General features: G+C 41.7%; 22 protein-coding genes and 2 tRNA genes. 16 read left to right on the top strand and 8 right to left on the bottom strand.

Annotation, left to right across the window (positions count from 1 at the left end; translation table 11 throughout):
- Nucleotides 1–27: 27 nt before the first annotated feature.
- From B5X60_RS05215 to B5X60_RS05205, 3 genes are all read left to right on the top strand, one after another.
- Entirely contained in the window at nt 28–681 is a 654-nt protein-coding gene (locus B5X60_RS05215; RefSeq protein WP_079701555.1) for a LolA family protein, read from the top strand.
- Nucleotides 682–752: 71 nt separating this feature from the next.
- Nucleotides 753–1,028, top strand: coding sequence for a hypothetical protein (locus B5X60_RS05210; RefSeq protein WP_079701554.1), 276 nt, complete (start codon nt 753–755; stop codon nt 1,026–1,028).
- On the top strand, nt 1,025–1,792 hold the full coding sequence (locus B5X60_RS05205; protein WP_079701553.1) for an MBL fold metallo-hydrolase: 768 nt from the start codon (nt 1,025–1,027) through the stop codon (nt 1,790–1,792). Before B5X60_RS05210 ends, B5X60_RS05205 begins: the two co-directional genes overlap by 4 nt.
- Nucleotides 1,793–1,851: 59 nt before the next feature.
- On the opposite strand, the gene B5X60_RS05200 is transcribed toward B5X60_RS05205, so the two are convergent.
- Both B5X60_RS05200 and B5X60_RS05195 read right to left on the bottom strand, forming a co-directional pair.
- Nucleotides 1,852–1,935, bottom strand: a tRNA-Leu gene (locus B5X60_RS05200).
- Nucleotides 1,936–1,976: 41 nt separating this feature from the next.
- Nucleotides 1,977–2,060: transfer RNA gene (locus B5X60_RS05195), tRNA-Leu, on the bottom strand.
- 100 nt (nt 2,061–2,160) lie between these two features.
- On the opposite strand from B5X60_RS05195, the gene B5X60_RS05190 reads away from it, so the two are divergent.
- The 6 genes from B5X60_RS05190 to B5X60_RS05165 all read left to right on the top strand — a co-directional run bounded on the left by B5X60_RS05190 (nt 2,161) and on the right by B5X60_RS05165 (nt 8,391).
- Complete coding sequence (locus tag B5X60_RS05190; RefSeq protein WP_317043737.1) at nt 2,161–2,598, top strand: DUF2147 domain-containing protein; 438 nt, start codon at nt 2,161–2,163, stop codon at nt 2,596–2,598.
- Nucleotides 2,595–3,614 (top strand): WD40/YVTN/BNR-like repeat-containing protein, encoded by a 1,020-nt coding sequence (locus tag B5X60_RS05185; RefSeq protein WP_079701552.1) that lies wholly within the window; start codon nt 2,595–2,597, stop codon nt 3,612–3,614. The genes B5X60_RS05190 and B5X60_RS05185 overlap by 4 nt, the downstream gene beginning before the upstream one ends.
- Nucleotides 3,615–3,733: 119 nt before the next feature.
- Nucleotides 3,734–4,270: a class I SAM-dependent methyltransferase gene (locus tag B5X60_RS05180; RefSeq protein ID WP_079701551.1), complete on the top strand. Its 537-nt coding sequence runs from the start codon at nt 3,734–3,736 to the stop codon at nt 4,268–4,270.
- Nucleotides 4,271–4,322: 52 nt separating this feature from the next.
- On the top strand, nt 4,323–5,357 hold the full coding sequence (locus tag B5X60_RS05175; RefSeq protein WP_079701550.1) for a hypothetical protein: 1,035 nt from the start codon (nt 4,323–4,325) through the stop codon (nt 5,355–5,357).
- Between the two features lie 72 nt (nt 5,358–5,429).
- Nucleotides 5,430–7,058 (top strand): acyl-CoA carboxylase subunit beta, encoded by a 1,629-nt coding sequence (locus B5X60_RS05170; protein ID WP_079701549.1) that lies wholly within the window; start codon nt 5,430–5,432, stop codon nt 7,056–7,058.
- A 175-nt stretch (nt 7,059–7,233) separates the two neighbouring features.
- Nucleotides 7,234–8,391 carry a dipeptidase gene (locus tag B5X60_RS05165; protein WP_079701548.1) on the top strand — a complete coding sequence of 386 codons (1,158 nt, stop codon included), beginning with the start codon at nt 7,234–7,236 and terminating at the stop codon, nt 8,389–8,391.
- An 81-nt stretch (nt 8,392–8,472) separates the two neighbouring features.
- Here the strand turns inward: B5X60_RS05165 and B5X60_RS05160 are convergent, their stop codons facing one another.
- The gene (locus B5X60_RS05160; protein ID WP_079701547.1) at nt 8,473–10,653 is read right to left on the bottom strand and encodes a DUF5916 domain-containing protein; all 2,181 of its coding nucleotides are present in this window, start codon (nt 10,651–10,653) and stop codon (nt 8,473–8,475) included.
- Between the two features lie 285 nt (nt 10,654–10,938).
- On the opposite strand from B5X60_RS05160, the gene trxB reads away from it, so the two are divergent.
- From trxB to B5X60_RS05145, 3 genes are all read left to right on the top strand, one after another.
- The gene (trxB, locus tag B5X60_RS05155; protein WP_079701546.1) at nt 10,939–11,904 is read left to right on the top strand and encodes a thioredoxin-disulfide reductase; all 966 of its coding nucleotides are present in this window, start codon (nt 10,939–10,941) and stop codon (nt 11,902–11,904) included.
- A 151-nt stretch (nt 11,905–12,055) separates the two neighbouring features.
- Nucleotides 12,056–12,655 (top strand): DUF4230 domain-containing protein, encoded by a 600-nt coding sequence (locus B5X60_RS05150; RefSeq protein WP_079701545.1) that lies wholly within the window; start codon nt 12,056–12,058, stop codon nt 12,653–12,655.
- 91 nt (nt 12,656–12,746) lie between these two features.
- Nucleotides 12,747–13,373: a hypothetical protein gene (locus tag B5X60_RS05145; protein ID WP_079701544.1), complete on the top strand. Its 627-nt coding sequence runs from the start codon at nt 12,747–12,749 to the stop codon at nt 13,371–13,373.
- An 87-nt stretch (nt 13,374–13,460) separates the two neighbouring features.
- Here B5X60_RS05145 and B5X60_RS05140 read toward each other — a convergent pair whose 3' ends face one another.
- Genes B5X60_RS05140 through B5X60_RS05125 form a run of 4 tightly spaced genes read right to left on the bottom strand, consistent with a single transcriptional unit; the run spans nt 13,461 to nt 15,702 of the window.
- On the bottom strand, nt 13,461–14,066 hold the full coding sequence (locus B5X60_RS05140; protein ID WP_079701543.1) for a hypothetical protein: 606 nt from the start codon (nt 14,064–14,066) through the stop codon (nt 13,461–13,463).
- Entirely contained in the window at nt 14,053–14,562 is a 510-nt protein-coding gene (locus B5X60_RS05135) for an RNA polymerase sigma factor (RefSeq protein WP_079701542.1), read from the bottom strand. The genes B5X60_RS05140 and B5X60_RS05135 overlap by 14 nt, the downstream gene beginning before the upstream one ends.
- 24 nt (nt 14,563–14,586) lie before the next feature.
- Nucleotides 14,587–15,105, bottom strand: a complete 519-nt coding sequence (locus B5X60_RS05130; protein WP_079701541.1) for a hypothetical protein — start codon at nt 15,103–15,105, stop codon at nt 14,587–14,589.
- A gap of 6 nt (nt 15,106–15,111) precedes the next feature.
- Entirely contained in the window at nt 15,112–15,702 is a 591-nt protein-coding gene (locus tag B5X60_RS05125; protein WP_139377364.1) for a hypothetical protein, read from the bottom strand.
- Nucleotides 15,703–16,719: 1,017 nt separating this feature from the next.
- On the opposite strand from B5X60_RS05125, the gene B5X60_RS05115 reads away from it, so the two are divergent.
- From B5X60_RS05115 to rpmA, 4 genes are all read left to right on the top strand, one after another.
- Complete coding sequence (locus B5X60_RS05115) at nt 16,720–18,126, top strand: dicarboxylate/amino acid:cation symporter (RefSeq protein ID WP_079701538.1); 1,407 nt, start codon at nt 16,720–16,722, stop codon at nt 18,124–18,126.
- 50 nt (nt 18,127–18,176) lie between these two features.
- The gene (locus B5X60_RS05110) at nt 18,177–18,683 is read left to right on the top strand and encodes a hypothetical protein (protein WP_170878383.1); all 507 of its coding nucleotides are present in this window, start codon (nt 18,177–18,179) and stop codon (nt 18,681–18,683) included.
- 126 nt (nt 18,684–18,809) lie between these two features.
- Nucleotides 18,810–19,121 (top strand): 50S ribosomal protein L21, encoded by a 312-nt coding sequence (gene rplU / locus B5X60_RS05105; protein ID WP_079701537.1) that lies wholly within the window; start codon nt 18,810–18,812, stop codon nt 19,119–19,121.
- Between the two features lie 98 nt (nt 19,122–19,219).
- On the top strand, nt 19,220–19,705 hold the full coding sequence (rpmA, locus tag B5X60_RS05100; protein ID WP_079701536.1) for a 50S ribosomal protein L27: 486 nt from the start codon (nt 19,220–19,222) through the stop codon (nt 19,703–19,705).
- Between the two features lie 52 nt (nt 19,706–19,757).
- Here rpmA and B5X60_RS05095 read toward each other — a convergent pair whose 3' ends face one another.
- Nucleotides 19,758–20,732 (bottom strand): polyprenyl synthetase family protein, encoded by a 975-nt coding sequence (locus B5X60_RS05095; RefSeq protein WP_079701535.1) that lies wholly within the window; start codon nt 20,730–20,732, stop codon nt 19,758–19,760.
- Nucleotides 20,733–20,852 lie beyond the last annotated feature (120 nt).

The following is a 20,852-nucleotide window of genomic DNA, read 5'->3' as shown; positions in this document are numbered from 1 at the left end:
TACATAATAGATTATAATTATAAAAATATGAAGAAGGTAGTAATATGCGCGTTTGTTGTTTTAGGATCGGCGATGAACCTGATGGCGCAAAGCGAAGTGAAGGCTAAGGCGATTCTCGCTGAAGTAAGTAAAAAATACAGAGCCTACGATGTAATTAAAACTGATTTTTCTTACACTCTAGAAAACCCACAAGCTAAAATTAAAGAAACTCAGGCAGGTACTTTATTTGTAAGATCCAAAGCGAATAAGTACAAAATTATTCTTAAGGGTCAGGAATTAATAAGTGACGGAAAAAACCAGTGGACTTATTTGAAAGCGGATAAGGAAGTGCAGTTAAGCGAAGTAGATAATAATGCTGAAGGATTAAATCCCGCCAAGATTTTTACTATTTATGAGAAAGGGTTTAAATCCTTATATACAAATGACACGAAGGCAGCCAATGGTCGCATTGTTCACAATATCGATTTGACCCCGACAGATTCAAAACGTACGTTTTTTAAAGTTCGTTTGCAAATTGACAAACTTAATAAGCAGATTGCTAATGCAGTGATCTTTGACAAGAATGGCAATAAGTATACGTATTCAATTAAAACGTTTACTCCAAATATCAAAGTTCCTGAATCAACCTTTGCTTTTGATGCTAAGAAGTATCCTGGTGTTGAGGTAGTTGATTTGAGATAAGTTTTTAAATTTTCCTGAAAAGGGCTTAAGCATATGATGTTTAAGCCCTTTTTATTTATTTTTGATTTAGAATGTCCCTTTCTTACACACAGCACACACTTGAAAAGCTTGAATCCCTGCTGAAATCGCTGGGGTTTAAACTGCGCTATGAAAAAGGGAATTTTAAAACAGGTGCTTGTATTTTGGAGCAGAGCCGGGTAATTATCGTTAACAAGTTTTCCAATCTTGATAACAAAATCAATGCCCTGGCCGATCTTCTTCAAAATACAGAAACAGACGATAACCTACTCGATGAAAAGCAAAAAGCATTTCTGTATTTACTGAAACAAACCAAGCTGGAATTTTGAAAATAACTTTTCTAGGAACCGGGACTTCGCAGGGTGTTCCAGTGATTGCATGTGATTGCGAAGTATGCACGTCGGCCGATAGGCATGACAAGCGGCTTCGTGTTTCAGTTTTGATAGAGGAAGCTGGAAAGTCTTTAGTTGTAGATGCCGGACCAGATTTTCGATATCAGATGCTTAGAGCAAACCTGAAGCACCTTGATGCTATCCTATTTACCCACGAACATAAAGATCATGTGGCTGGATTAGATGATGTTAGGGCATTCAATTTTAAGCAGCAGGCAGAGATAGACGTCTATGCCGATATGCGGGTTCAAAATGCCCTGCGACAGGAATTTCATTATATATTTTCAGAAGCAAAGTATCCGGGCATTCCACGACTCGAACTCCACGAAATAAAGGCGAATCAGCCGTTTAATGTTGCCGGAATTGATGTAATACCTATTTCTGTTATGCATTATAAGTTACCGGTATTTGGTTACAGGGTCGGCAATTTTACGTACATCACTGATGCAAAAACGATAGACAAGGAGAATATTGAAAAGATACGAGGATCGAAAATTGTTGTCATAAATGCGCTGCAAAAGGAAAGTCATATATCTCACCTTACCTATGATGAAGCGCTCAGTATGGCGAAAGAAATTGGCGCGGAACAAACCTATCTGACGCATATTAGTCACCGCCTTGGAACACATAGTAAAGTTTCCCAGGAGCTACCAGAAGGCATTTTCCTCGCATACGATGGGCTCGAGCTGGATGTTTTTTAAAAATTTATTTAAGTTACACACCTGGGTTGGTGGTATTTTTTCGTGGTATAATTATTAAGTGCCCAGGAGCAGATTCGAACTGCCACACCCGTTAAGGCGCCACCCCCTCAAAGTGGTGCGTCTACCAATTTCGCCACCTGGGCATTAAAGAATCTATAAGTAATTGGTGATTATTTACTTACAGTGCCCGAAGAGAGACTCGAACTCTCAAGGATATAACTCCAACGGCTTCTGAGACCGCAACGTTTACCAATTTCGCCATCCGGGCATTTTCTAAGGGACTGCAAATATAAAATCTTAGAAGAAGATTTTACTGTTAAAATGTAATTTATCGATATTTTTATAGTTCAATATCAAAAATACGACCCATGATGAGAAGATCATTGTTGTTCATCCTATTATTCGTTGCATTTAACCAGTCCTTTGCACAGACTAAAGATGCTGTTGTTGGTAAATGGCTTACAAGTACAGGTGATGCGCAGATTCAAATATTTCCAGTTGGTGGCAAGTTCTCAGGCAAGATAGTTTGGTTGAAAAAGCCCAACGATAGTACGGGAAAGCCGGAAACGGATGATAAAAATCCAGATAAGAGTTTAACAAAGCGGCCGATATTGGGACTCGAAATGCTTAGAGGTTTCAGCTATTCTGAGGAGGGGGTTTGGGAAGGTGGAACAATTTACGACCCTAAAACAGGCAAAACATACAGTTGTAAGATTAGTATGGTCGACAATAATCAAATCTATGTCAGGGGCTTTGTTGGGATCTCACTCCTGGGAAGAACCGAAACCTGGTCAAGAGTACGATGAAGAATTTGATCATCATTTTGCTGATTTTAGGTTCGGGAATTTCCACTGTGTTATCGCAGTCCATACGAACGCTTAGTTCCGGTACAAAAACAAGCATCAGGGGGCTGTCGGTAGTAGACAACAATGTAGCCTGGGTAAGTGGGAGTAATGGATGGACTTCTGTCACAACTGACGGAGGGGTAAACTGGAAATGGAAGCAGATAACAGGTTACGATAAATATGATTTTAGAGATATTGAGGCCTTTTCAGGAACTGATGCCATTGTCGTAAGTGCCGGTTCTCCGGCAGTTATACTCGTTACTAATGACGGAGGCCTTAATTGGAAGGAGGTTTACAGAAATGAATTGCCGGAGATATTTCTGGATGGAATGGATTTCCTTGATAACAAGAATGGGATTATTTATGGTGATCCTATTAATGGCAAGATGCAATTGCTCAGAACCGAGGACGGCGGTCGAACCTGGGTTGATATAAGCAATAATTTAAATATAAAGCTGATAGAAGGAGAGGCATCATTTGCAGCTAGCGGGACGGGAATTAGAATACTTAACGGAGGACATGTTTTAATCGCAACGGGAGGTGCCCAATCGCGGCTGTTTGTTTCTAAAAATTTGGGTATTTCCTGGAAAAGCTATCCGTGCCCAATTATCCAGGGAAAGAATTCTACCGGACCGTTTTCGATAGCTTTTATCAGTGCAAAAAGAGGTCTGGCTGTCGGCGGTGACTATCTCTCCGATACTTTAAGCACGAATAATATGCTGCTGACAAAAAATGGCGGACGAACCTGGACACATCCTGAGTCAAATCCTTTTGGATATAAATCAGCTGTAGAGTACATAAATCCTGAGATTGTAATAGCAACCGGAACTTCGGGAACTGATATTTCTAAAAACGGTGGTAAAACCTGGATGAAGTATTCACCTGAATCCTATAATGCTGTTCGAAAAGCAAAGACCGGGTCCCTGGTACTTCTTGCCGGATCAGGGGGTAAGGTTGCCATACTTGAAGGACTTTAACATCGTTTATATTATTAGGTTGGTCAAGTAATTATACTATCTTTATTGGTCAGCCCGATATTTGACCGGTGCAAATATCTAAAAGTCTCATACAGGCTTATCTGAATAAAAGAAGACAAATGATCTCAAAAGCATTAAGCTACATAAAAAACATTAAGACGACTGGTGCTATATATGAATCATCGCGTTTTGTGTCACGTAACATTACCAATGAGATCAATAACCATAAGCCACAAATTGTCATTGAACTTGGAGCAGGCAGCGGTAATATCACAGAAAGAATTCTTTCAAAACTTCATCCCGATTCACAATTGTTTTGCTTTGAGATAGAACCCCAATTTTACGCAAAGCTTGAAAATATAAAAGATAGCAGATTTCACCTGATCAAGGAATCCGCGGCAGATGTTACAAAATACTTTGACTTGTCGTCAGTTGATGTAATTATCTCCGGTCTGCCATTGAGCCTTTTTGACGATTCAGACCGACGACAGCTTCTTAATGACTGCTATAGTCTGTTAAAAAAAGGTGGTGTGTTCCGGCAGTTTCTTTATTCATTGCAAAAAAACTATTTCATGCCGATTTTTGACCGCATGGAGACGAGCCTGGAGATGAATTTGCCGCCTGCTGTACTATATTCGTGCTATAAATTAAATTAGCACCCTTGGTAAATTAGCAAAATAGGGAATTTGAAAATTAGTAAAATTGGAGATGAGGAGATTCAACCTTCTTTTTATTCTTGCAATATTTTTCGTAGTCTTCTGCCTGGTTGATCGGAGTTTGGGACAAAACAAACAAAAACCTGAATTAACAGGGTTTGTACCCGGCATTATTCCCGAGGAGGCCACCCTAACAATATCTGACAAGCCAACTGATGTTATTATACATATTAACTCTCCACGGGCCGATCTGATTGATCCACGTAAGAAAACCAGGCTTATTTATTTTGCTCTTCCAAATGGCAATTCAATCGAATGGACTGCCGGCAAGAAAATGACATCAGAGGATGATTGGCACTACGATATTCAGCACCTTGCTGCACAAACCCGATATATGCGCAGCAAGTTGAATGATTTTAACATAATAACCGTGTATCTGGCTACCAGACAGAAAAGCTGGCCGGCATGGAAAAAAGCGCATCCCGGGTATCCACAACTTATCCAAAACTTGTTTACCTCGATTAATGCCAATTTTGAAAGCCTTACGCCGATGATTACTTTGAATAGTCATAGTGGTGGAGGTAGTTTTATTTTTGGATATCTTGATGGTGTTTCTGATATCCCAATGAATATAGACCGCTTTGCTTTTATTGACAGTGACTACGGCTATGAAGAAAAGTACGGGCACCAGCTTGCAAACTGGCTGAAAGTCGATAAAAAGCGTTACTTGAGTGTTTTAGCATATAACGATAGCGTGGTGGTTTATAACGGAAAGCCGTTAGTCTCACCGACAGGAGGGACGTGGTACAGAAGCAAGTTAATGCAATCGCATCTGGCTCGGGAGTTTAAATTTAAATCACGGACTGACACCAGCTTTATACGTTCCGAGGCACTTTCCGGGCGTATTCAATTCCATTTAAAGCAGAATCCCAAGGGACTTATTTTCCATACCCATCAGGTTGGACTCAACGGATTTATCTTCAGCAATTTGAGCGGTACGAAAGAAATGAACAAGGCTCGTTTTACTTATTTCGGTGAACAGGTTTACAATGATTTTATAAATTCTCAGCCAGAGAACCTACACTAACCAGGCAATTTTGCATGTCCTCTAATTCTCAAATTTGCTAATTCATCTTTAGTAATTTCCTAACTTGCTCACATGAATTTGGAATTCAATAAGAACGAAGATATCAACAAGCAGCTCTGGTTTGAGGTTAAGAACCGTTTAAAACAGATCTACGCCGGTGGAGGCGAAAAAGCAGGGGCCAAACAAAAGGAAAAGGGAAAGATGCTTGCCCGTGAGCGCGTTTCATACTTACTTGACAAAGATACACCCTGGTTAGAAATTGGTGCATTTACTGCAGAAGATATGTATAAGGAGTATGGCGGATGTCCATCAGCTGGTGTTGTATGTGGAATCGGTTATGTTTCGGGAAGGCAATGCATGATCGTCGCAAATGATGCCACAGTTAAGGCGGGCGCGTGGTTCCCAATGACCGCCAAAAAGAATCTGCGTGCGCAGGAGATAGCCATGGAGAATCGCTTGCCCGTGATCTACCTGGTCGATTCCGCTGGCGTCTTTCTGCCTTTACAGGATGAGATATTTCCCGATAAAGAACACTTCGGCAGGATCTTTAGAAATAATGCCATAATGAGCAGCAGTGGAATTGTTCAAATATCTGCAATCATGGGATCTTGTGTTGCCGGTGGCGCATATCTGCCCATCATGAGTGATGAAGCAATGATTGTTGATGGCACCGGATCTGTTTTTCTGGCTGGCAGTTATCTCGTCAAGTCGGCGATTGGTGAAGACATCGACAATGAATCACTGGGTGGTGCGTCCACACATTGCGAAATTTCCGGAGTTACAGATTATAAGCATCCGGATGATGCCGCCTGTTTGGAATCCATTAGAAAGATCATGAGCATGCTTGGTACTCCAAAAAATGCAGGCTTTGATCGGATTAAATCAGCTCCACCGAAACTTGACGAGCAGGAAATTTATGGCATTCTTCCTGAAAACCGGGAAAGCCCTTACGATATGCGGGAAATCATCAAGCGGCTAGTCGATAAATCGGAACTGGAGGAATATAAGGAACTTTACGGCCAGAGTATAATATGCGGCCTGGCAAGAATCGATGGGTGGGCGGTTGGAATAGTTGCAAATCAGCGAAAAGTTGTAAAAAGTAAAAAGGGAGAAATGCAGTTTGGAGGTGTAATATACTCTGATTCTGCGGATAAGGCTACTCGATTTATCATGAACTGCAATCAGAAAAAGATTCCGCTGGTGTTCCTGCAGGACGTCACAGGCTTCATGGTGGGTAGCAGGTCAGAACAGGGTGGGATTATCAAAGACGGGGCGAAAATGGTCAACGCCGTTTCCAATTCTGTTGTTCCTAAATTTACCATTGTTATCGGTAATTCCTACGGAGCCGGAAATTATGCCATGTGTGGAAAGGCTTACGATCCGCGGCTTATTTTCGCCTGGCCTTCTGCCAAAATCGCCGTTATGGGTGGATCGCAGGCTGCTAAAGTCCTGTTGCAGATTGAGGAAGCCTCACTTAAGGCGAAAGGTGAAGAAATTACCAAGGAGAAGGAAGACGAATTGCTGAAGAAGATAACTGACAGGTATAACACTCAGACTACTCCATATTATGCTGCATCCAGGCTTTGGATAGATGGTATAATCGATCCGCTGGAAACGAGGAAGGTGATATCAATGGGAATTGAGGCGGCGAATCAATCTCCTATTGAAAAACAGTTTAATTCTGGGGTTTTGCAGACGTGAAGGACTGAAGTCAGAGGGCTGATGTCCGACGTCAGATGCCAGAAGACTCAGAAAATTGCTACGTTTGAAATTCTCTGACCTATGACTCCCGCCTTCAGCATTTTATCTCAGGAATAAGTTATTTTTAAATACAATGACCACTTCTACGATCTGCTAATCACAACACAAGTTGAATATGAAAAAAGTACTGCTAGTTCTCTCATTAATTTCCTCAATACAGGTATTTGGGCAATCGGCCAAACTCCATGATAAAGCCATTGTTGTTGATACACACGGCGATATTATCTCTGATCAGATCAGATCTGGTATCGATGTCGGTAAGCGTCAGCCAGGCGGCAATTTCGACTTGGTTCGTGCAAAAGAAGGTGGACTTGATGTTCAGGTATTTTCGATCTGGTGTGATGCAACCGGCGGCTTTGCTATGGCTAACCGGCAAATTGATTCCCTGAATGCTCTTGCTAACCGGCATCCGGATAAGATAAGGTTGGTTAGAACTGCCTCTGAACTAAAATCGACTGTTAAGTCTGGGAGAATGGCCGGAATGATAGGTGTAGAAGGGGGCCATATGATAGAAAGCCGGCTGGAAAACCTCGAAGCGCTTGCCGCAAGGGGAATGACGTACATGACTCTAACATGGAACAACAGTACTCCCTGGGCAAGCTCTGCTTACGACGAAACCTTTCGCAAGGACAGTCTCAAACATATTGGTCTGACTGATTTGGGCAAACAGATAATTACGCGGATGAATGAGCTGGGTGTGATTGTCGACCTTTCTCACGTAGGCGAAACCACATTTTATGACGCGATCAGGATATCCACAAAGCCGGTTATGGCATCTCACAGTTCAGCGTATGTGTTTAATGCGCACCAGAGAAATCTTAAAGACGATCAGATAAAGGCTATTGCAAAAACGGGTGGCGTCGTTTTCGTTAATTTTTATAGTGGTTTTCTCGATAGCACATATAGCAGAAAACAGCAAAAATTTAATGCTGATCATAGAGCCGAGTTAGCAGAGCTGACTAAAGCTTCAAACCGTTCAAAAGCACAGAATGAGATTAATACAAAATACAGTCAGGAAATTTACGACATGCGGGCTCCGCTTGATCTGCTGATTGCCCATATCGACCATATGGTGAAGCTGGTTGGATCTGAACATGTCGGACTTGGGGCAGATTTTGATGGTGCAGAATCATATCCGCAACATCTTGATGATGTTTCCGACTACCCGGCTATTACTGAAGCGCTCGTGAAAAAAGGATACTCAGTTAAGGACATAAAGAATATTTTAGGAGATAACTTCGTGCGTTTGTTAAGGGCTAATAAAGGGAAGTGATTATTTCTGTTCGCTCGCATTGACACCTTTCATAAGTTACGTGACTGTGTTTTTGTCATTGAGCGCAGCGTGGCAAATCCACTAAATATTCCACCAATAAGTGAGCTTCAACACCAAGAACCTGTTCTTAACTGAAAACGGATTTGGCAAGTAGTTATCTGTATAAACGATAAACAGATCCGAAGCAGGCTTATATCTCCATTGCAGGCGGGTATTAATATTTAGATTTTCCCTCTGCTCATTATACTGCACAAAACCTGTAAAAAAGAGCTTATTGGTCATCGTAACATCGACACGCGGCCCCACCAGCCAGAATTTTGTCCTGTCCCATGGCTGCGGTAGTTTCAGATCATTATAACTTGAGCTTAAGGCAAGACTGAGGTATGGTTGGAAACGGTATCCTAGTTCTGAATTTATATTCAGGCGTGTACCGTCAGCGTAGTACCCGCCATATCGGGTAGAGAAAGCGTATGTAAATAAGCTTTGGGGCCGCGACACGAAATCAGTTCCCCAGGATTTCCAGTGATGTTCAGATCCTGTTGGAAGAGTAGCAACACCCAGGTTTGTAGGATCGAAAGGTCTGAGTAATTTGACATAATCCGCTGCAGCCCATGCCGAAAAAGTTGCCCTGCTTCTAAAGTTAATGTTGTAGGCAAGATAAGTGGTGTTGTCTGTCCTGTTAAATGACTGGTCAAAGTAATTTGCAGACACAATTTTTGGTCCGTGGCTTACAAGCTTTCCTTTTTTAGGAAAAAAGAGATATGCGGCTTGAGGGTTCAGATTAATATAACCAGTGCGGGGTACATAGCCGACTTCAGCATTATAATTGCGCCCAACAACTTCATGCTGCCAGTTTATATTCCAGTTTCCGCTGACATAATTAAGATTCGAGGCCTGCATAAAGTCATTTCCTTTTCTATCGGGACTAAAGGATTTCATCACGACAGTCTTTCCGGTCCAGGTGTTGCTTGAAGAAGCCAAATTATATTCCAAACCAGCATTTCTATTATATCTTGAAACTGGCGCCGCTGCATACGAAGGCTCGTAGTTAATCGATTGTTTATTGATGAACAGAGCACTAATGCTTGAGCGGGCAAATACTCTTCGTTGCAGTGACATGACTGCAAAATTTTGCGAAGGAAGGTCGTTGCCAAGTTTTGACGTCTGCATGTCCATCAGGCCAATTCGCCAGTCTTTATTAAGTTTTCCGCTTAAACGCGCACCAAATTGAATCGGAACACCCAAGCCGATACGCCTGGAAAAGAAAGGCCGTATGTTGGAATAACCATAATTTGAAAAAAGGTCACCGTTTTCAAGGAAATATTGCCTTCGTTCCGGGAAGAATAGCTCAAAACGATCCAAATTGGGTACCTGTCGATCCACTTCAACCTGCGAATAATCAGGGTTCACTGTCAGATCCAGGTTTAATGATGATGTAACAGCAACTTTGACATCCCCACCTATTTCGCGTTTATAATCCCGGCTAGAAGGGTTTACAGTATGATCGTTCGAAAATCCACCCAATACATATGGAATCAACGAAATGTTTTGCCCCGGCACCGGAGGGGGCTGATCCCAGATTAAGTTGCCGGTGTATGCAAGAGATGCTGTTGCAAATTGTCGTGGAACGGGTGCCCAGCTTGATTTTTCTGTTGATTTCAAGTCCAACCTGCTGAAATTTATCCCCCATTCGGTGATTCCCGCTTTATACCTGATTGATTTGAATGGGATAGCCGCCTCAAATATCCATTTGTCCTCGTAGTTTTTTACTGCAGAAACCCATTTGTTGTCCCAACTAAGGTCTACTTTACTGCCATCATACATTATCCCATCCCACTGCGCGCCGGCGGCATTTGAGCCGAATGAAAAGCCATTTGTTTTATCATCAAACGGATCCATAAACAGCAGGAAGTTATCATTCTTGTTGAACGAGAAATCTCTCCGCAGTGATTCCACGAAGTATGGTCCGGGTTGGTGGTAACAAATGGCGATGATGTACAAATTCTCTTTGTCGTAGCTCATCATAACATCGGTTCTGACTTTTGCAAAGCTGGTGTCCATCGGCTGGACCATGAAGAAATTTGAGGCTACGTTAGCATCAGTCCAGGTTCTTTCATCAGCCACGCCGTCTATTCTGATTTCTGAAGTTGCCTGCTTTAACTTTAGCTGATATGAAGCGTTTTTTTTCTGAGCTTGCAGATAGAGTGGAGAGAGAAAAAGTAATAAAATTAAGGCAGCAGCAACAAAGGAACTTCGTGACATTGGTGGTTTAAGTAATTTCGGTAATTATAAGAGTTTTTAGCGACTTCTGAGATCAACGCTTTCCGGTATGACAGTGATGACGGTTAATAGTTTTCTGCCTTCGGGAGGAAACCTCAACCAAAAACAGTTCTAATAAACGTTAGGCTGATCGGGCTTAAATAAAAGTGTTAAATTTTTGTACTTTCATTCAATAAAAAAGTCCCGCAAAGATTATAGAATAGCCTGACAAATGCGTATTGTTGATGCGCATACAAAGTTTTAAATTTGCTTTTTATACTATCGATAATGTCTCAAGAAACCGAACACGTACAATGCCTGATAATTGGTTCAGGTCCAGCAGGTTATACTGCTGCTATATATGCTGCCAGAGCTGATCTTAAACCTGTAATGTACACCGGGATGGTTCCAGGAGGTCAGTTAACTCAGACTACAGATGTCGAAAATTTTCCAGGTTATCCATCCGGAATTATGGGGCCTGAAATGATGGAAGATTTCAGAAAGCAGGCCGAAAGGTTTGGAACTGAAATTCGGTTCGGGTATGTTACTAAAGTTGATTTCTCCAGTGCGCCGCACAAGGTCATTATCGATGAGATAAAAACCATTACTGCTGATACGGTAATCATCGCAACAGGAGCTTCAGCGAAGTGGCTGGGGCTTGAAAGCGAGCAAAAATATAATGGATTTGGCGTATCAGCATGCGCAGTTTGTGATGGATTCTTTTTTAAAGGGCAGGATGTTGCCATTGTTGGAGCAGGTGATACAGCCGCCGAGGAAGCTGCCTATTTGTCCAAGCTTTGTAAAACTGTGCACATGCTTGTTCGTCGCGATGAATTCCGGGCTTCAAAAGCTATGCAGCATCGAGTTTTAAGCATCCCCAATATTGTGATTCATTATAATACGGACACTAAAGAAATCATTGGCGACGGTAAAAACGTTACTGGCGTCCGTGTATTTAATAATAAGACGAACGAGGAGAACATCATCGATGTCAGCGGCTTTTTCGTTGCTATTGGACATAATCCGAATACAGAAATATTTAAAGGATGGCTGGATATGGATGAGACGGGTTATCTTATCACACAGCCCGACAGCTCCAAAACCAACATTGAAGGAGTATTTGCTTGTGGTGATGCGCAGGATAAGCTCTGGAGACAAGCTGTCACGGCTGCTGGAACTGGTTGTATGGCTGCCCTGGAGGCTGAAAGATATTTGGCGGATAAAGAGCATCCGGTACAAGTGAACGTTGATTAGGATCAAGGAGTAAAGATCAAGGATCAAAGACCGCAACCGCAGATCTGACGGATTTCAGGTTTGATTTGGAAGCCGCTATATTCTTTGGTCTTTATTCTTTGCTCTTTGTTCTTTATTCCTCTTCAGGCATCTTTTTTGCACTTAATCTGCTATGAGCCAATCTTTTCTCCGCACCCGTACCGCAATTCTTCTAACAGTAGCAATTACTACTATAGTTCTAATTCTCGGGCTGTTTTTCTATATAAAGAGACAATTTTTTATTACCCGAACAGAGATCAATGATGATGTGATGGTCGAGAAGATCGTGAGTATGGGGAAGCTCGAGCTCGTCAAATATTCTATGAAGGATGTTATCGAGAAAAAGGAGATCAGAAACATATTGCCTGATAAGCGCATCCTTTTTGTCGCTGTCGGTGAAGTGACCGGTTGTATTGACCTTACAAGAATTAAAAAAAGCGATATTGTTCCTTCGGGATCCGATTCATTAACCGTATTTCTTCCTAAACCTGAAATTTGTTACGTCAAACTTGATCATCAGCAGTCTAAAGTCTACGACGTATCAGGTGCGTGGTTTCCAGGCGATTCTAAAAATATGGTAGAAGATATTTACAAGATTGCTGAAAAACAGATCCTGGACTATGCCGGCAAGCAGAATATCCTGGGAAAAACAAATGAGAACGCCCGTTTGATCTTTAAGCCTATGCTGGAAAATATTTCCGGTAAAAGGGTAGGAATTGAATTTCGCCAGTAATTATCCTGCTACACTGCTATCCTTACTCAGATTTTTTTAAATTTGAGAAAGCAGCATTCTGTGTAGTTGCCTGCCTAATTCAAGTTTACATATGAATTTTATAAAGAGTATATCCGGCATAGCATTGATAGCAGTCTTAATTAGTTCCTGCACAACCGAGGAGCAAAAGCCTGTAGTTTCCAATAAGCCGGCAGCGAAAAAGGTAATGCAGCCTTTCCGCTATCATAAAGCTATAGAGGTGAAGCCTGGATTAACACTCGACGTTGTTAGCTGGGGCAGAGGTTCAAACTCCGTTGGCGGCTATATGGTCTTACGATCTGATTCTACGCATTTGAATTACCGGTCTATATCTGGTGAATTGGATGGCAGGATTGTAGACGCCTGGGACATGGATCTCGATTCGGATGGTAATCCTGAGCTATATATTCAGTCGAAAGGCGAAGGGGAGGGCTCTTACCTCAGCATGTACATTTACGAGTATAATGAAAGCGGCTCTAACCAGCAGATCCGCTTCCCTGAGCTTGGCAGCACCTTGAAAAAGGGCTATAAAGGCAGCGATTCGGTATATGTAAAGGACGGTAAGCTGATGCGTCAATTTCCATTATTTAGCACCGATGACAGTATCAGTAAAGCTACAGGCCAAATTCGCAAATTGGAGTATACCTTAAGGAGTAATAGTCTGAGTGTGAAAGAGGTTGAGAAGGAGGAGGAGAATTGAGGTCTGAGGTCTGAGGTCTGAGGTCTGAGAAAACTAGTCAAGTTAATCGTTTTCATTCAGACCCGCCGGCCAAACGTAAAACGTTTACTATTCGAAGTCTGAATCTGCGAATTGCATTTCCAACCTTTCCAGATTTTCAATCATATCTTCAAGCTTCGATTCTTCCTTTTTAATATAGATTGGCATCAACACAAAATACCATACAATAATCCAGGCAAAGGTGAAAACGATCCCAGCTATTGTAACCCATAACATAGCCAGAAAAGCGATTTCAACAAAATAAAGCATAAATCCGGCAGTGACGAAAATAGAATAGATACGGTACTTCCTCGTATTGAATATAAATCTGTCATGTTTATATTTCTTTAAGTAAAGAATATATTCTTCGGGCTTGTCAAGGAGGCTATCGTATGTAATCTTTAGGTAATTAGCGATCTGTGCAATAATATAGTAAACGCAACATCCCAGAAAAACAGCCATTGCAAGATGGGTGGTCCACATTCTGAAAGGCATTTCTATCCATACATAAATAAGGAAAGCAGTTGCCAGAATCATTCCCAGCATTTCTAAGAGTAATCTGCTAGCAAGTCCTGTTCTGGTCTTGTTCACCTTTTCTAGTACGTCTTCGTGACTGACCTTCGGCAGCGCTACCTGGTTGTGCCAGATACTCTTTAATGCTTCAAAATCTTTCATTCTTATTATATAATTCAGTCAGTTTTTGTTTAATGCGGTGAATCTTAACTCTAAGATTACCTTCTGAAATTCCTGAAATTGTTGCTATTTCAGTATACGGAACTTCGTCGAGAACCATTGTTATAATAATTCTCTCATTTTCTTCAAGTTGAGCAATACACTTATACAACGATGCTACCTGCTCGTTTTTATCCGAGATTTCCTCTCCCTTTGTTTCAATTATATTATCGGTAAGCTCATCCTTGGGTTGCCTTTTCTCAACGCGCAGATATGAAAGACAGGTATTTACAGCAATCCGATAGATCCATGTAGAAATCAGAGCCTGATTCCGAAACTTGTCCAGATTTTGCCAGACCTTCATAAAAGTCTCCTGCATAAGGTCATTCGCGGTGTCATCATCACCAGTATAACCATAACACAAATGGTAGATTTTTTTAGAATTGGCCTGAAAAATTTCTTTGAAAAGCGCTTCTTTGCTCAAACCTGTAATTTTCATTTAGATAATGCCATTCAGGGATTGTTACATATAAAGGCTTTTACTAATCCATTTTGCCTGGCTGTCAGCTTTATGCAGCAGGTCCTCAAACTCACTTTGATAATCGAACTGGAGGTCTTCATGTAATTTAGGGAGTATTTTGCTGATCTTTTCCAACTGTCGGATCAACAGACCTTGAAGCGGTTTATGGCTTGTCCGAAGGTCGGCGTATTGCAGGAAATTGTTGCAGAACCATAAGGAGAGCTCAATTTCAACCTGTTTGTTTCCTGTATATTTCGTATAACGGTTCATGAGCCGTAAGATCTTCCTCAAGCTTTTAGTGCTGTAATAGTAATGTTTTTGCAATGCCTTAAATTCTTCTTCGAGAAGTGTTTTGATCTTCTCCCCAAACGCAAGAGGATCATCTGAGTCAAACAGAAGGTAATTCAAAAGCTCCTTATTCTCCTTTTTGTATTTCGCTATCCTCAGGCATATATCAGTAAGTTCCGGAACTGACCGGCTTAATAACTCTTTCTTTATATCACTTAATTTTTCAGGCTTCATTCAGAATTAATCCTCCACTACATTAACATCAGTTACATCCACTCTGAACTCCGGGTTCGCAAAAATATTTTTAGTGATCTTGAATTCTTTTTCATTATAGGGGTCAACATCAATCCGTTTGTCTCGGGTGATAAAGCCGCCGCTAATCTTGACATGATCGCCAACTTTCAAGGCCAGCAGCTTCTCTCGCAGCGGAGATTGAGCATCGCTTAACCATTCTCTGAAAACAACTGATTTATATCTGGCCGTCTCTGCCAGGCTAAAATTGTCGATACTCAGGCCAAACGCAAGCCTCACTTCATCACCATTAGGGTCTGTTTTTGTATTATCGAGGACTCTGGCGTTCCAGCCCACGAAACGGGATTTGAGTGTGTCGACTATGTACACCTTGAGCCTTTTCAGGGATTGATCAATCATCACAGGCCTGTTGCCATCATTTAACGGCACGCTCGCTGCTGAGTCTCTGACAGCTTTGACCATTCCGATAAAGGATTGCTGATCTTTTGGGCGCGTATCTGTTACCGTGCTCTCGCTGCAGGACGAAATTGAGAATGAAATTAGAATGGCAATGGTCATTAGGTTAAGGTGAGATCTCATAATGTTGATTTTGGTATCTTCTTAAGGGTGCGGTATTGCGTTTCAAGCTGGACAGTTATTCTTCTCTGCGTTTCTTTAAGCGATGAAATTTACGTAAAGTTCGACAATGTTCATGAAGGGGTTTTAACAAATCATTTTGTCATATTTAAGGGAATGTACTTCTCGTCCTCTCAAGGGTGCAATTTATCTCAGGTAAACGTGGATCTATACCTAAAATGCGCTTATTTATCCGACGTGATTCATCTCGTGGGGGAAAGCTCGACTAGGTTTTGCGCCGGCTCTTCGTCGTACCTGTAAAGATTTACCGGGGTATTCTACCTGAGCTACCGGATTAGAATTGACTTGTCAAACCTGATCTTCTTCTTTTTAACAGGCAAAGGTTTATCACTCATATATTCGGTAATTGTCAGGTTCCAGGACGAGCGAAAACCCAAGGGGGGAGGCCTTGACAAAGTATATCTCATTCAGCCCCGGTTGCTTAAACCTTACCATTGCAAGTTCTACAGCATCTGAAAAGCGTTTTTGAGCCATTTGTTGCCTTAAACTGTAAATTAGCTTACTGCGATCTGGAAAACGGCTGAGTACAGTTTTACCCCCGCATTGCCTGAAAAGCAAAGGCGGTTCACACTTCCGCGGAAGCCAGTAAACAGTGGTGAAGTTTGTATAGCCATCCTTGTAATATTTAATATGTGCAAATAAGGCTATGTCCGTGCCACTGCAAGATCCATTTTCGTTTTGTCCTTTTCCGGCTGGGTTGGTATGAAATAGTCGGATTTGCCTGGCTTTCTGTTCGTGCGACATCGCCACCAAAACAGCCTCATACCGCTCAAGTACCGCTCAAGTACCACTGCTTTTACGTTCAAATGTATTTTAAAGGAAGATGGAGTTCAGATGATAGGTATTCTTTATGCAAATATTCCATTTTAGTTAGCTAAGATGATCTGTTCAGTCGCTTGCAAAGCAACCTGAAATGTAAATCCAATTACTTACTTTTGTCCGTTATGCTAAACCCACAATATGAAATTTAAGAATATTGGATTAGTTGCCCTCATCGTCGTTTCGATAGCCGCGCTTCTTGCTTTTCTGAATCATTACAATATAATTCCTGTTAATCAAACTGCCCTGATGTTTTCCAGATGGCTGGCTATTGCGGGCTTATTTCTTTATGGTCTGAAAAAGAAGTCCCTTACTACATGGATTCTGATTTCTATGGTTGTGGGGGCAGAAATTGGACATGATTATCCGGAAGCGGGCATAAAACTTCAGGTCTTGAGTAAGGTCTTTTTGAAAATGATCAAGACTATTATTGCTCCATTGCTTTTTGCTACGCTGGTGTATGGCATTGCCGGGCATTCAGATCTTAAGCAGGTGGGTCGGATGGGCTGGAAATCTATTCTTTATTTCGAAGTGGTTACTACAATCGCACTGTTTATCGGGCTTGCTGCTATCAACATATCTCAGGCTGGTATGGGCATAACACTTCCTCCGGGCGCACATGAGGAATTGCCTGTAGTGCCACCGCAGTCGTTCAACGATATCATTCTGCATATTTTCCCGGAAAATATAGCCAAATCTATAGCTGATGGTGCTATTCTTCAGATTGTGGTATTCAGTATACTTTTCGGAATAGCACTAGCAATGGTGAAGGAAGATAAGCGTCAGCCGATGTTGAAGGCTACTGAAAGCCTTTCAGAGGTAATGTTTAAGTTTACTAATATCATTATGTATTTCGCTCCAATAGGAGTAGGTGCGGCCATTGCCTATACCGTGGGACATATGGGGCTGGGAATTCTGGTTAATTTATTTCAGCTTCTTATCACTTTGTATGTTGCTCTGTTAGTTTTCCTGATGGGGGTACTGCTGCCTATAGGATTAATGGTGGGAGTGCCGATCAAGAAATTCCTGCAAGCAATAGCGGAACCGGTTTCCATAGCGTTTGCTACAACAAGCTCAGAAGCTGCTTTACCCCGGGCTATGGAAGCGATGGAAAGGATTGGAGTTCCGCGTAAGATCGTTGCGTTTGTGATGCCGACGGGTTATAGCTTCAACCTCGATGGGACAACTTTATATCTGTCATTAGCATCAATTTTTGTTGCTCAGGCCGCTGGAATCCATTTCACATTTGGACAGCAATTACTAATTGTATTTACTTTGATGCTTACAAGTAAGGGGGTCGCTGGCGTCCCGCGTGCCTCCCTGGTAATTTTATTGGGTACAGCTTCATCTTTCGGAATGCCGGTATGGCCGATTTTTATCATTCTTGGGATAGACGAGTTAATGGATATGGCGCGGACTTCAGTGAACGTGATTGGTAACTGTCTGGCTACAGTGGTTATCGCAAAGTGGGAGGGAGAATTCCATCCGCCTGCAGAGCTTAGTGCGCCAAATGAAGCACGCATTCATAAGCTCGAAGACGAAGCTTAATTTCATATTTTCTAATTTTTAAAAATGGGCTGTACTGCCCAAAAATAGCCATGACCGAAAGAGGGAAAAAGATATTTTTAGCTATTTGCATTATTACCCCATTCCTGCTGTATTGCGTTTATTATTATTCGATTATGGTGAAAAATGCGCCATACAGGTTTGCGGATTTTGAATCGATAACGTTTAAATATGGGTTGGGCGACAGTCTTGTAAATGAATTTAATTCAAAAACCGGGGACTACCAGTACATAAATAGCCGTGATTCCCTGATACGTACTAAGGTCAGGATGCGTAAAGATGATCTGCTTTACCTTCATAGAAAAGCTGCTGAACTTGGGTTCTGGAATTTCCCCGAGAAAATATCCGGAGAAGGTAACCCAAACCATAGTACCAATTCGCCGCAATATTACATTGAATTTAAGTATAAGGGAAAAGCAAAGCACGTATTATATGATGCTCAAAATACAGAAAGCCCTAAGCTGAACGATGCCGCAAAATCCCTGATCACCGAAATAAGCAATATGATCAATGATACGAGGGATAAGGATTTGAAATAGGTATTAGACTTAAGTGAGTAGGGATCAGTGATTAGTGGGGCTAACGCCCAAACCTTAAGCCTGATTTGTTTTCTTTTTTAAATATTATTTCCTATATTTGCACCTCATTTAAAAAAACAATTAATAATGTACGCAATAGTAAATATAGCCGGACAGCAATTTAAAGTTGCTAAAGACCAATATCTTTTTGTACACCGTTTACAGGGAGATGAAGGCGCTAGTATTGAATTTGACAACGTGTTATTAGCAGAAAATGGTGGTAAATTCTCAATCGGTGCTGATGCATTGAAAGGAGCCAAGGTTTCTGCTAAGATCGTGTCTCATTTAAAAGGTGAAAAAGTGATCGTTTTCAAAAAGAAACGCCGTAAAGGTTACAAAAAGAAAAACGGACACCGTCAGCAGTTCACTAAGATCGAAATCACGGGCATTACTTTATAATGTTTTGGTCGGGTTGAGTACTTGATACCTGATACTTGATACTAAAATAAAAAAGTTTAACATCCTGAATTGGCAACAATTCATAAATATAAAATATAATGGCACATAAAAAAGGAGCCGGTAGTTCCAGAAACGGTCGCGAGTCACATAGCAAGCGTTTGGGTATTAAGATATTCGGTGGTCAAGCTGCAATTGCAGGAAACATTATCGTGCGTCAGCGCGGTACTAAGCATCATCCGGATAAAAATGTTGGTATTGGTAAAGATCATACATTATTTGCGTTGATCGACGGTACAGTAATTTTCAAAAAGAAATTTGACGATAAGTCTTACGTGTCTGTTCTTCCTAGAGAAGCACAGGTAGTTGTTGAAGATGCACCGGTAAAGCCTAAGAAAGCTGCGGCTCCGAAAGCTGAGGCTGCTCCAAAGGCAGAAGCACCTGTTAAGGAGGCTGCTGCTGAAAAGGAAGAAAAAGCTGAGCCAAAAGCTGCTGCAAAGAAACCTGCTCCAGCGAAAAAAGCTCCTGCTAAAAAGGAAGCTACAGAAGAAGCTCCTGAAGCACAAGCTCCGGCAGAAGAATTATAAATTCCAGATTATTATATAGAAAGCGCCTTGTTGGAATCAGCAAGGCGCTTTTTTATTGCTGGCGGATGAGCAAAGCCCTAGCAAAGTCTGCGAGCAGCTTTTTAGATTTGTTCTCTATACCAATTTGTTCCAGGGCTGACAAGGCTTTGCTTACAAATTGGTGCATTTGAACCTCGGCAAGTTGCCTGACTTCGAGACTGTCATAAATTTCCGTAACAGCCGCGATCTTGTGAGAAGGTTCATGTGATGTCCCGTTTAGCCATTTGGCTAGCTCTTTGCTTTTATTGTCATTGGCTAATTCCTTTGCCTTGATCAGTAGAAAGGTTTTTTTGTTAGCCAGAATATCGCCCCCGACAAGTTTTCCAAATTTTTCCGGATCACCGTAAACATCCAAAATGTCATCTTGGAGCTGGAAAGCAAGTCCTAAATTTTCGCCGAATTCATGCAGCAATTTAGCCTGGTCTTTTTCCGCGCCGCCAATTAAAGCGCCTATCTCCATACTTCCAGCAAGCAATACAGCTGTTTTTTGCTTAATCATATAGAGATACTCTTCAACGGACACTTCTTCACGATTTTCAAAATTCATATCGGCCTGCTGACCCTGGCAAACTCCTGACGCTGTAGCACTGAAAATATCAAGTACTTCTCTTAAAATTGCATCATCAACTTTGATCATCATTTTATAGGCCTCTACGAACATCACGTCGCCCGACAAAATAGCGGCACTCTCACTCCACTTGGCATGAACCGTTGGCTTCCCTCGTCGGAGGGGTGCCTTATCCATTATATCATCATGCATTAGCGTGAAGTTATGGAACAGCTCAATCCCTATCGCCGCATCCAAAGCCTTCATCACGTTACCGCCAAATAGTTCAGTTGACAACAATACCAGAACTGGCCGCATACGTTTTCCTCCCAGTTCCATGAGATAGCTTATTGGCTCGTAAAGTTCAGTAGGTTTTTGAGTGTATTTTGTACTGGCTATTGCCCTGTTTACTATTTCCTGTAATTGTTCTATCGAATGCATTTAAATTATTCTAAGGCCGGGCTAAAATACCAAAACTTCCTTAGGAACGGGGTATCAAGTATCAAGAATCAGGAATCAAGTAACAGGTCACTGTCGGTATGCGACCGGGTCGATCACGCA

The sequence above is a fragment of the Daejeonella lutea genome, from assembly GCF_900168015.1.
Taxonomy (GTDB): Bacteria; Bacteroidota; Bacteroidia; order Sphingobacteriales; family Sphingobacteriaceae; genus Daejeonella; species Daejeonella lutea.
The sequence above is the reverse complement of the archived record's forward strand: the minus strand, read 5'-3'. Positions and strand labels throughout refer to the sequence as shown.

What these genes read in the sequence shown, in the direction of transcription:
- B5X60_RS05210 (WP_079701554.1), top strand. Translation starts at nt 753, where the DNA reads ATGTCCCTTTCTTACACACAGCACACACTTGAAAAGCTTGAATCCCTG.
- trxB (WP_079701546.1), top strand. Translation starts at nt 10,939, where the DNA reads ATGTCTCAAGAAACCGAACACGTACAATGCCTGATAATTGGTTCAGGT.
- rpmA (WP_079701536.1), top strand. Translation starts at nt 19,220, where the DNA reads ATGGCACATAAAAAAGGAGCCGGTAGTTCCAGAAACGGTCGCGAGTCA.
- B5X60_RS05180 (WP_079701551.1), top strand. Translation starts at nt 3,734, where the DNA reads ATGATCTCAAAAGCATTAAGCTACATAAAAAACATTAAGACGACTGGT.
- B5X60_RS05190 (WP_317043737.1), top strand. Translation starts at nt 2,161, where the DNA reads ATGATGAGAAGATCATTGTTGTTCATCCTATTATTCGTTGCATTTAAC.
- B5X60_RS05215 (WP_079701555.1), top strand. Translation starts at nt 28, where the DNA reads ATGAAGAAGGTAGTAATATGCGCGTTTGTTGTTTTAGGATCGGCGATG.
- B5X60_RS05150 (WP_079701545.1), top strand. Translation starts at nt 12,056, where the DNA reads ATGAGCCAATCTTTTCTCCGCACCCGTACCGCAATTCTTCTAACAGTA.
- B5X60_RS05115 (WP_079701538.1), top strand. Translation starts at nt 16,720, where the DNA reads ATGAAATTTAAGAATATTGGATTAGTTGCCCTCATCGTCGTTTCGATA.
- B5X60_RS05140 (WP_079701543.1), bottom strand. Translation starts at nt 14,066, where the DNA reads ATGAAAGATTTTGAAGCATTAAAGAGTATCTGGCACAACCAGGTAGCG.
- B5X60_RS05165 (WP_079701548.1), top strand. Translation starts at nt 7,234, where the DNA reads ATGAAAAAAGTACTGCTAGTTCTCTCATTAATTTCCTCAATACAGGTA.
- B5X60_RS05110 (WP_170878383.1), top strand. Translation starts at nt 18,177, where the DNA reads ATGACCGAAAGAGGGAAAAAGATATTTTTAGCTATTTGCATTATTACC.
- B5X60_RS05135 (WP_079701542.1), bottom strand. Translation starts at nt 14,562, where the DNA reads ATGAAAATTACAGGTTTGAGCAAAGAAGCGCTTTTCAAAGAAATTTTT.
- B5X60_RS05160 (WP_079701547.1), bottom strand. Translation starts at nt 10,653, where the DNA reads ATGTCACGAAGTTCCTTTGTTGCTGCTGCCTTAATTTTATTACTTTTT.
- B5X60_RS05095 (WP_079701535.1), bottom strand. Translation starts at nt 20,732, where the DNA reads ATGCATTCGATAGAACAATTACAGGAAATAGTAAACAGGGCAATAGCC.
- B5X60_RS05185 (WP_079701552.1), top strand. Translation starts at nt 2,595, where the DNA reads ATGAAGAATTTGATCATCATTTTGCTGATTTTAGGTTCGGGAATTTCC.
- B5X60_RS05130 (WP_079701541.1), bottom strand. Translation starts at nt 15,105, where the DNA reads ATGAAGCCTGAAAAATTAAGTGATATAAAGAAAGAGTTATTAAGCCGG.
- B5X60_RS05125 (WP_139377364.1), bottom strand. Translation starts at nt 15,702, where the DNA reads ATGAGATCTCACCTTAACCTAATGACCATTGCCATTCTAATTTCATTC.
- rplU (WP_079701537.1), top strand. Translation starts at nt 18,810, where the DNA reads ATGTACGCAATAGTAAATATAGCCGGACAGCAATTTAAAGTTGCTAAA.
- B5X60_RS05145 (WP_079701544.1), top strand. Translation starts at nt 12,747, where the DNA reads ATGAATTTTATAAAGAGTATATCCGGCATAGCATTGATAGCAGTCTTA.
- B5X60_RS05170 (WP_079701549.1), top strand. Translation starts at nt 5,430, where the DNA reads ATGAATTTGGAATTCAATAAGAACGAAGATATCAACAAGCAGCTCTGG.
- B5X60_RS05175 (WP_079701550.1), top strand. Translation starts at nt 4,323, where the DNA reads ATGAGGAGATTCAACCTTCTTTTTATTCTTGCAATATTTTTCGTAGTC.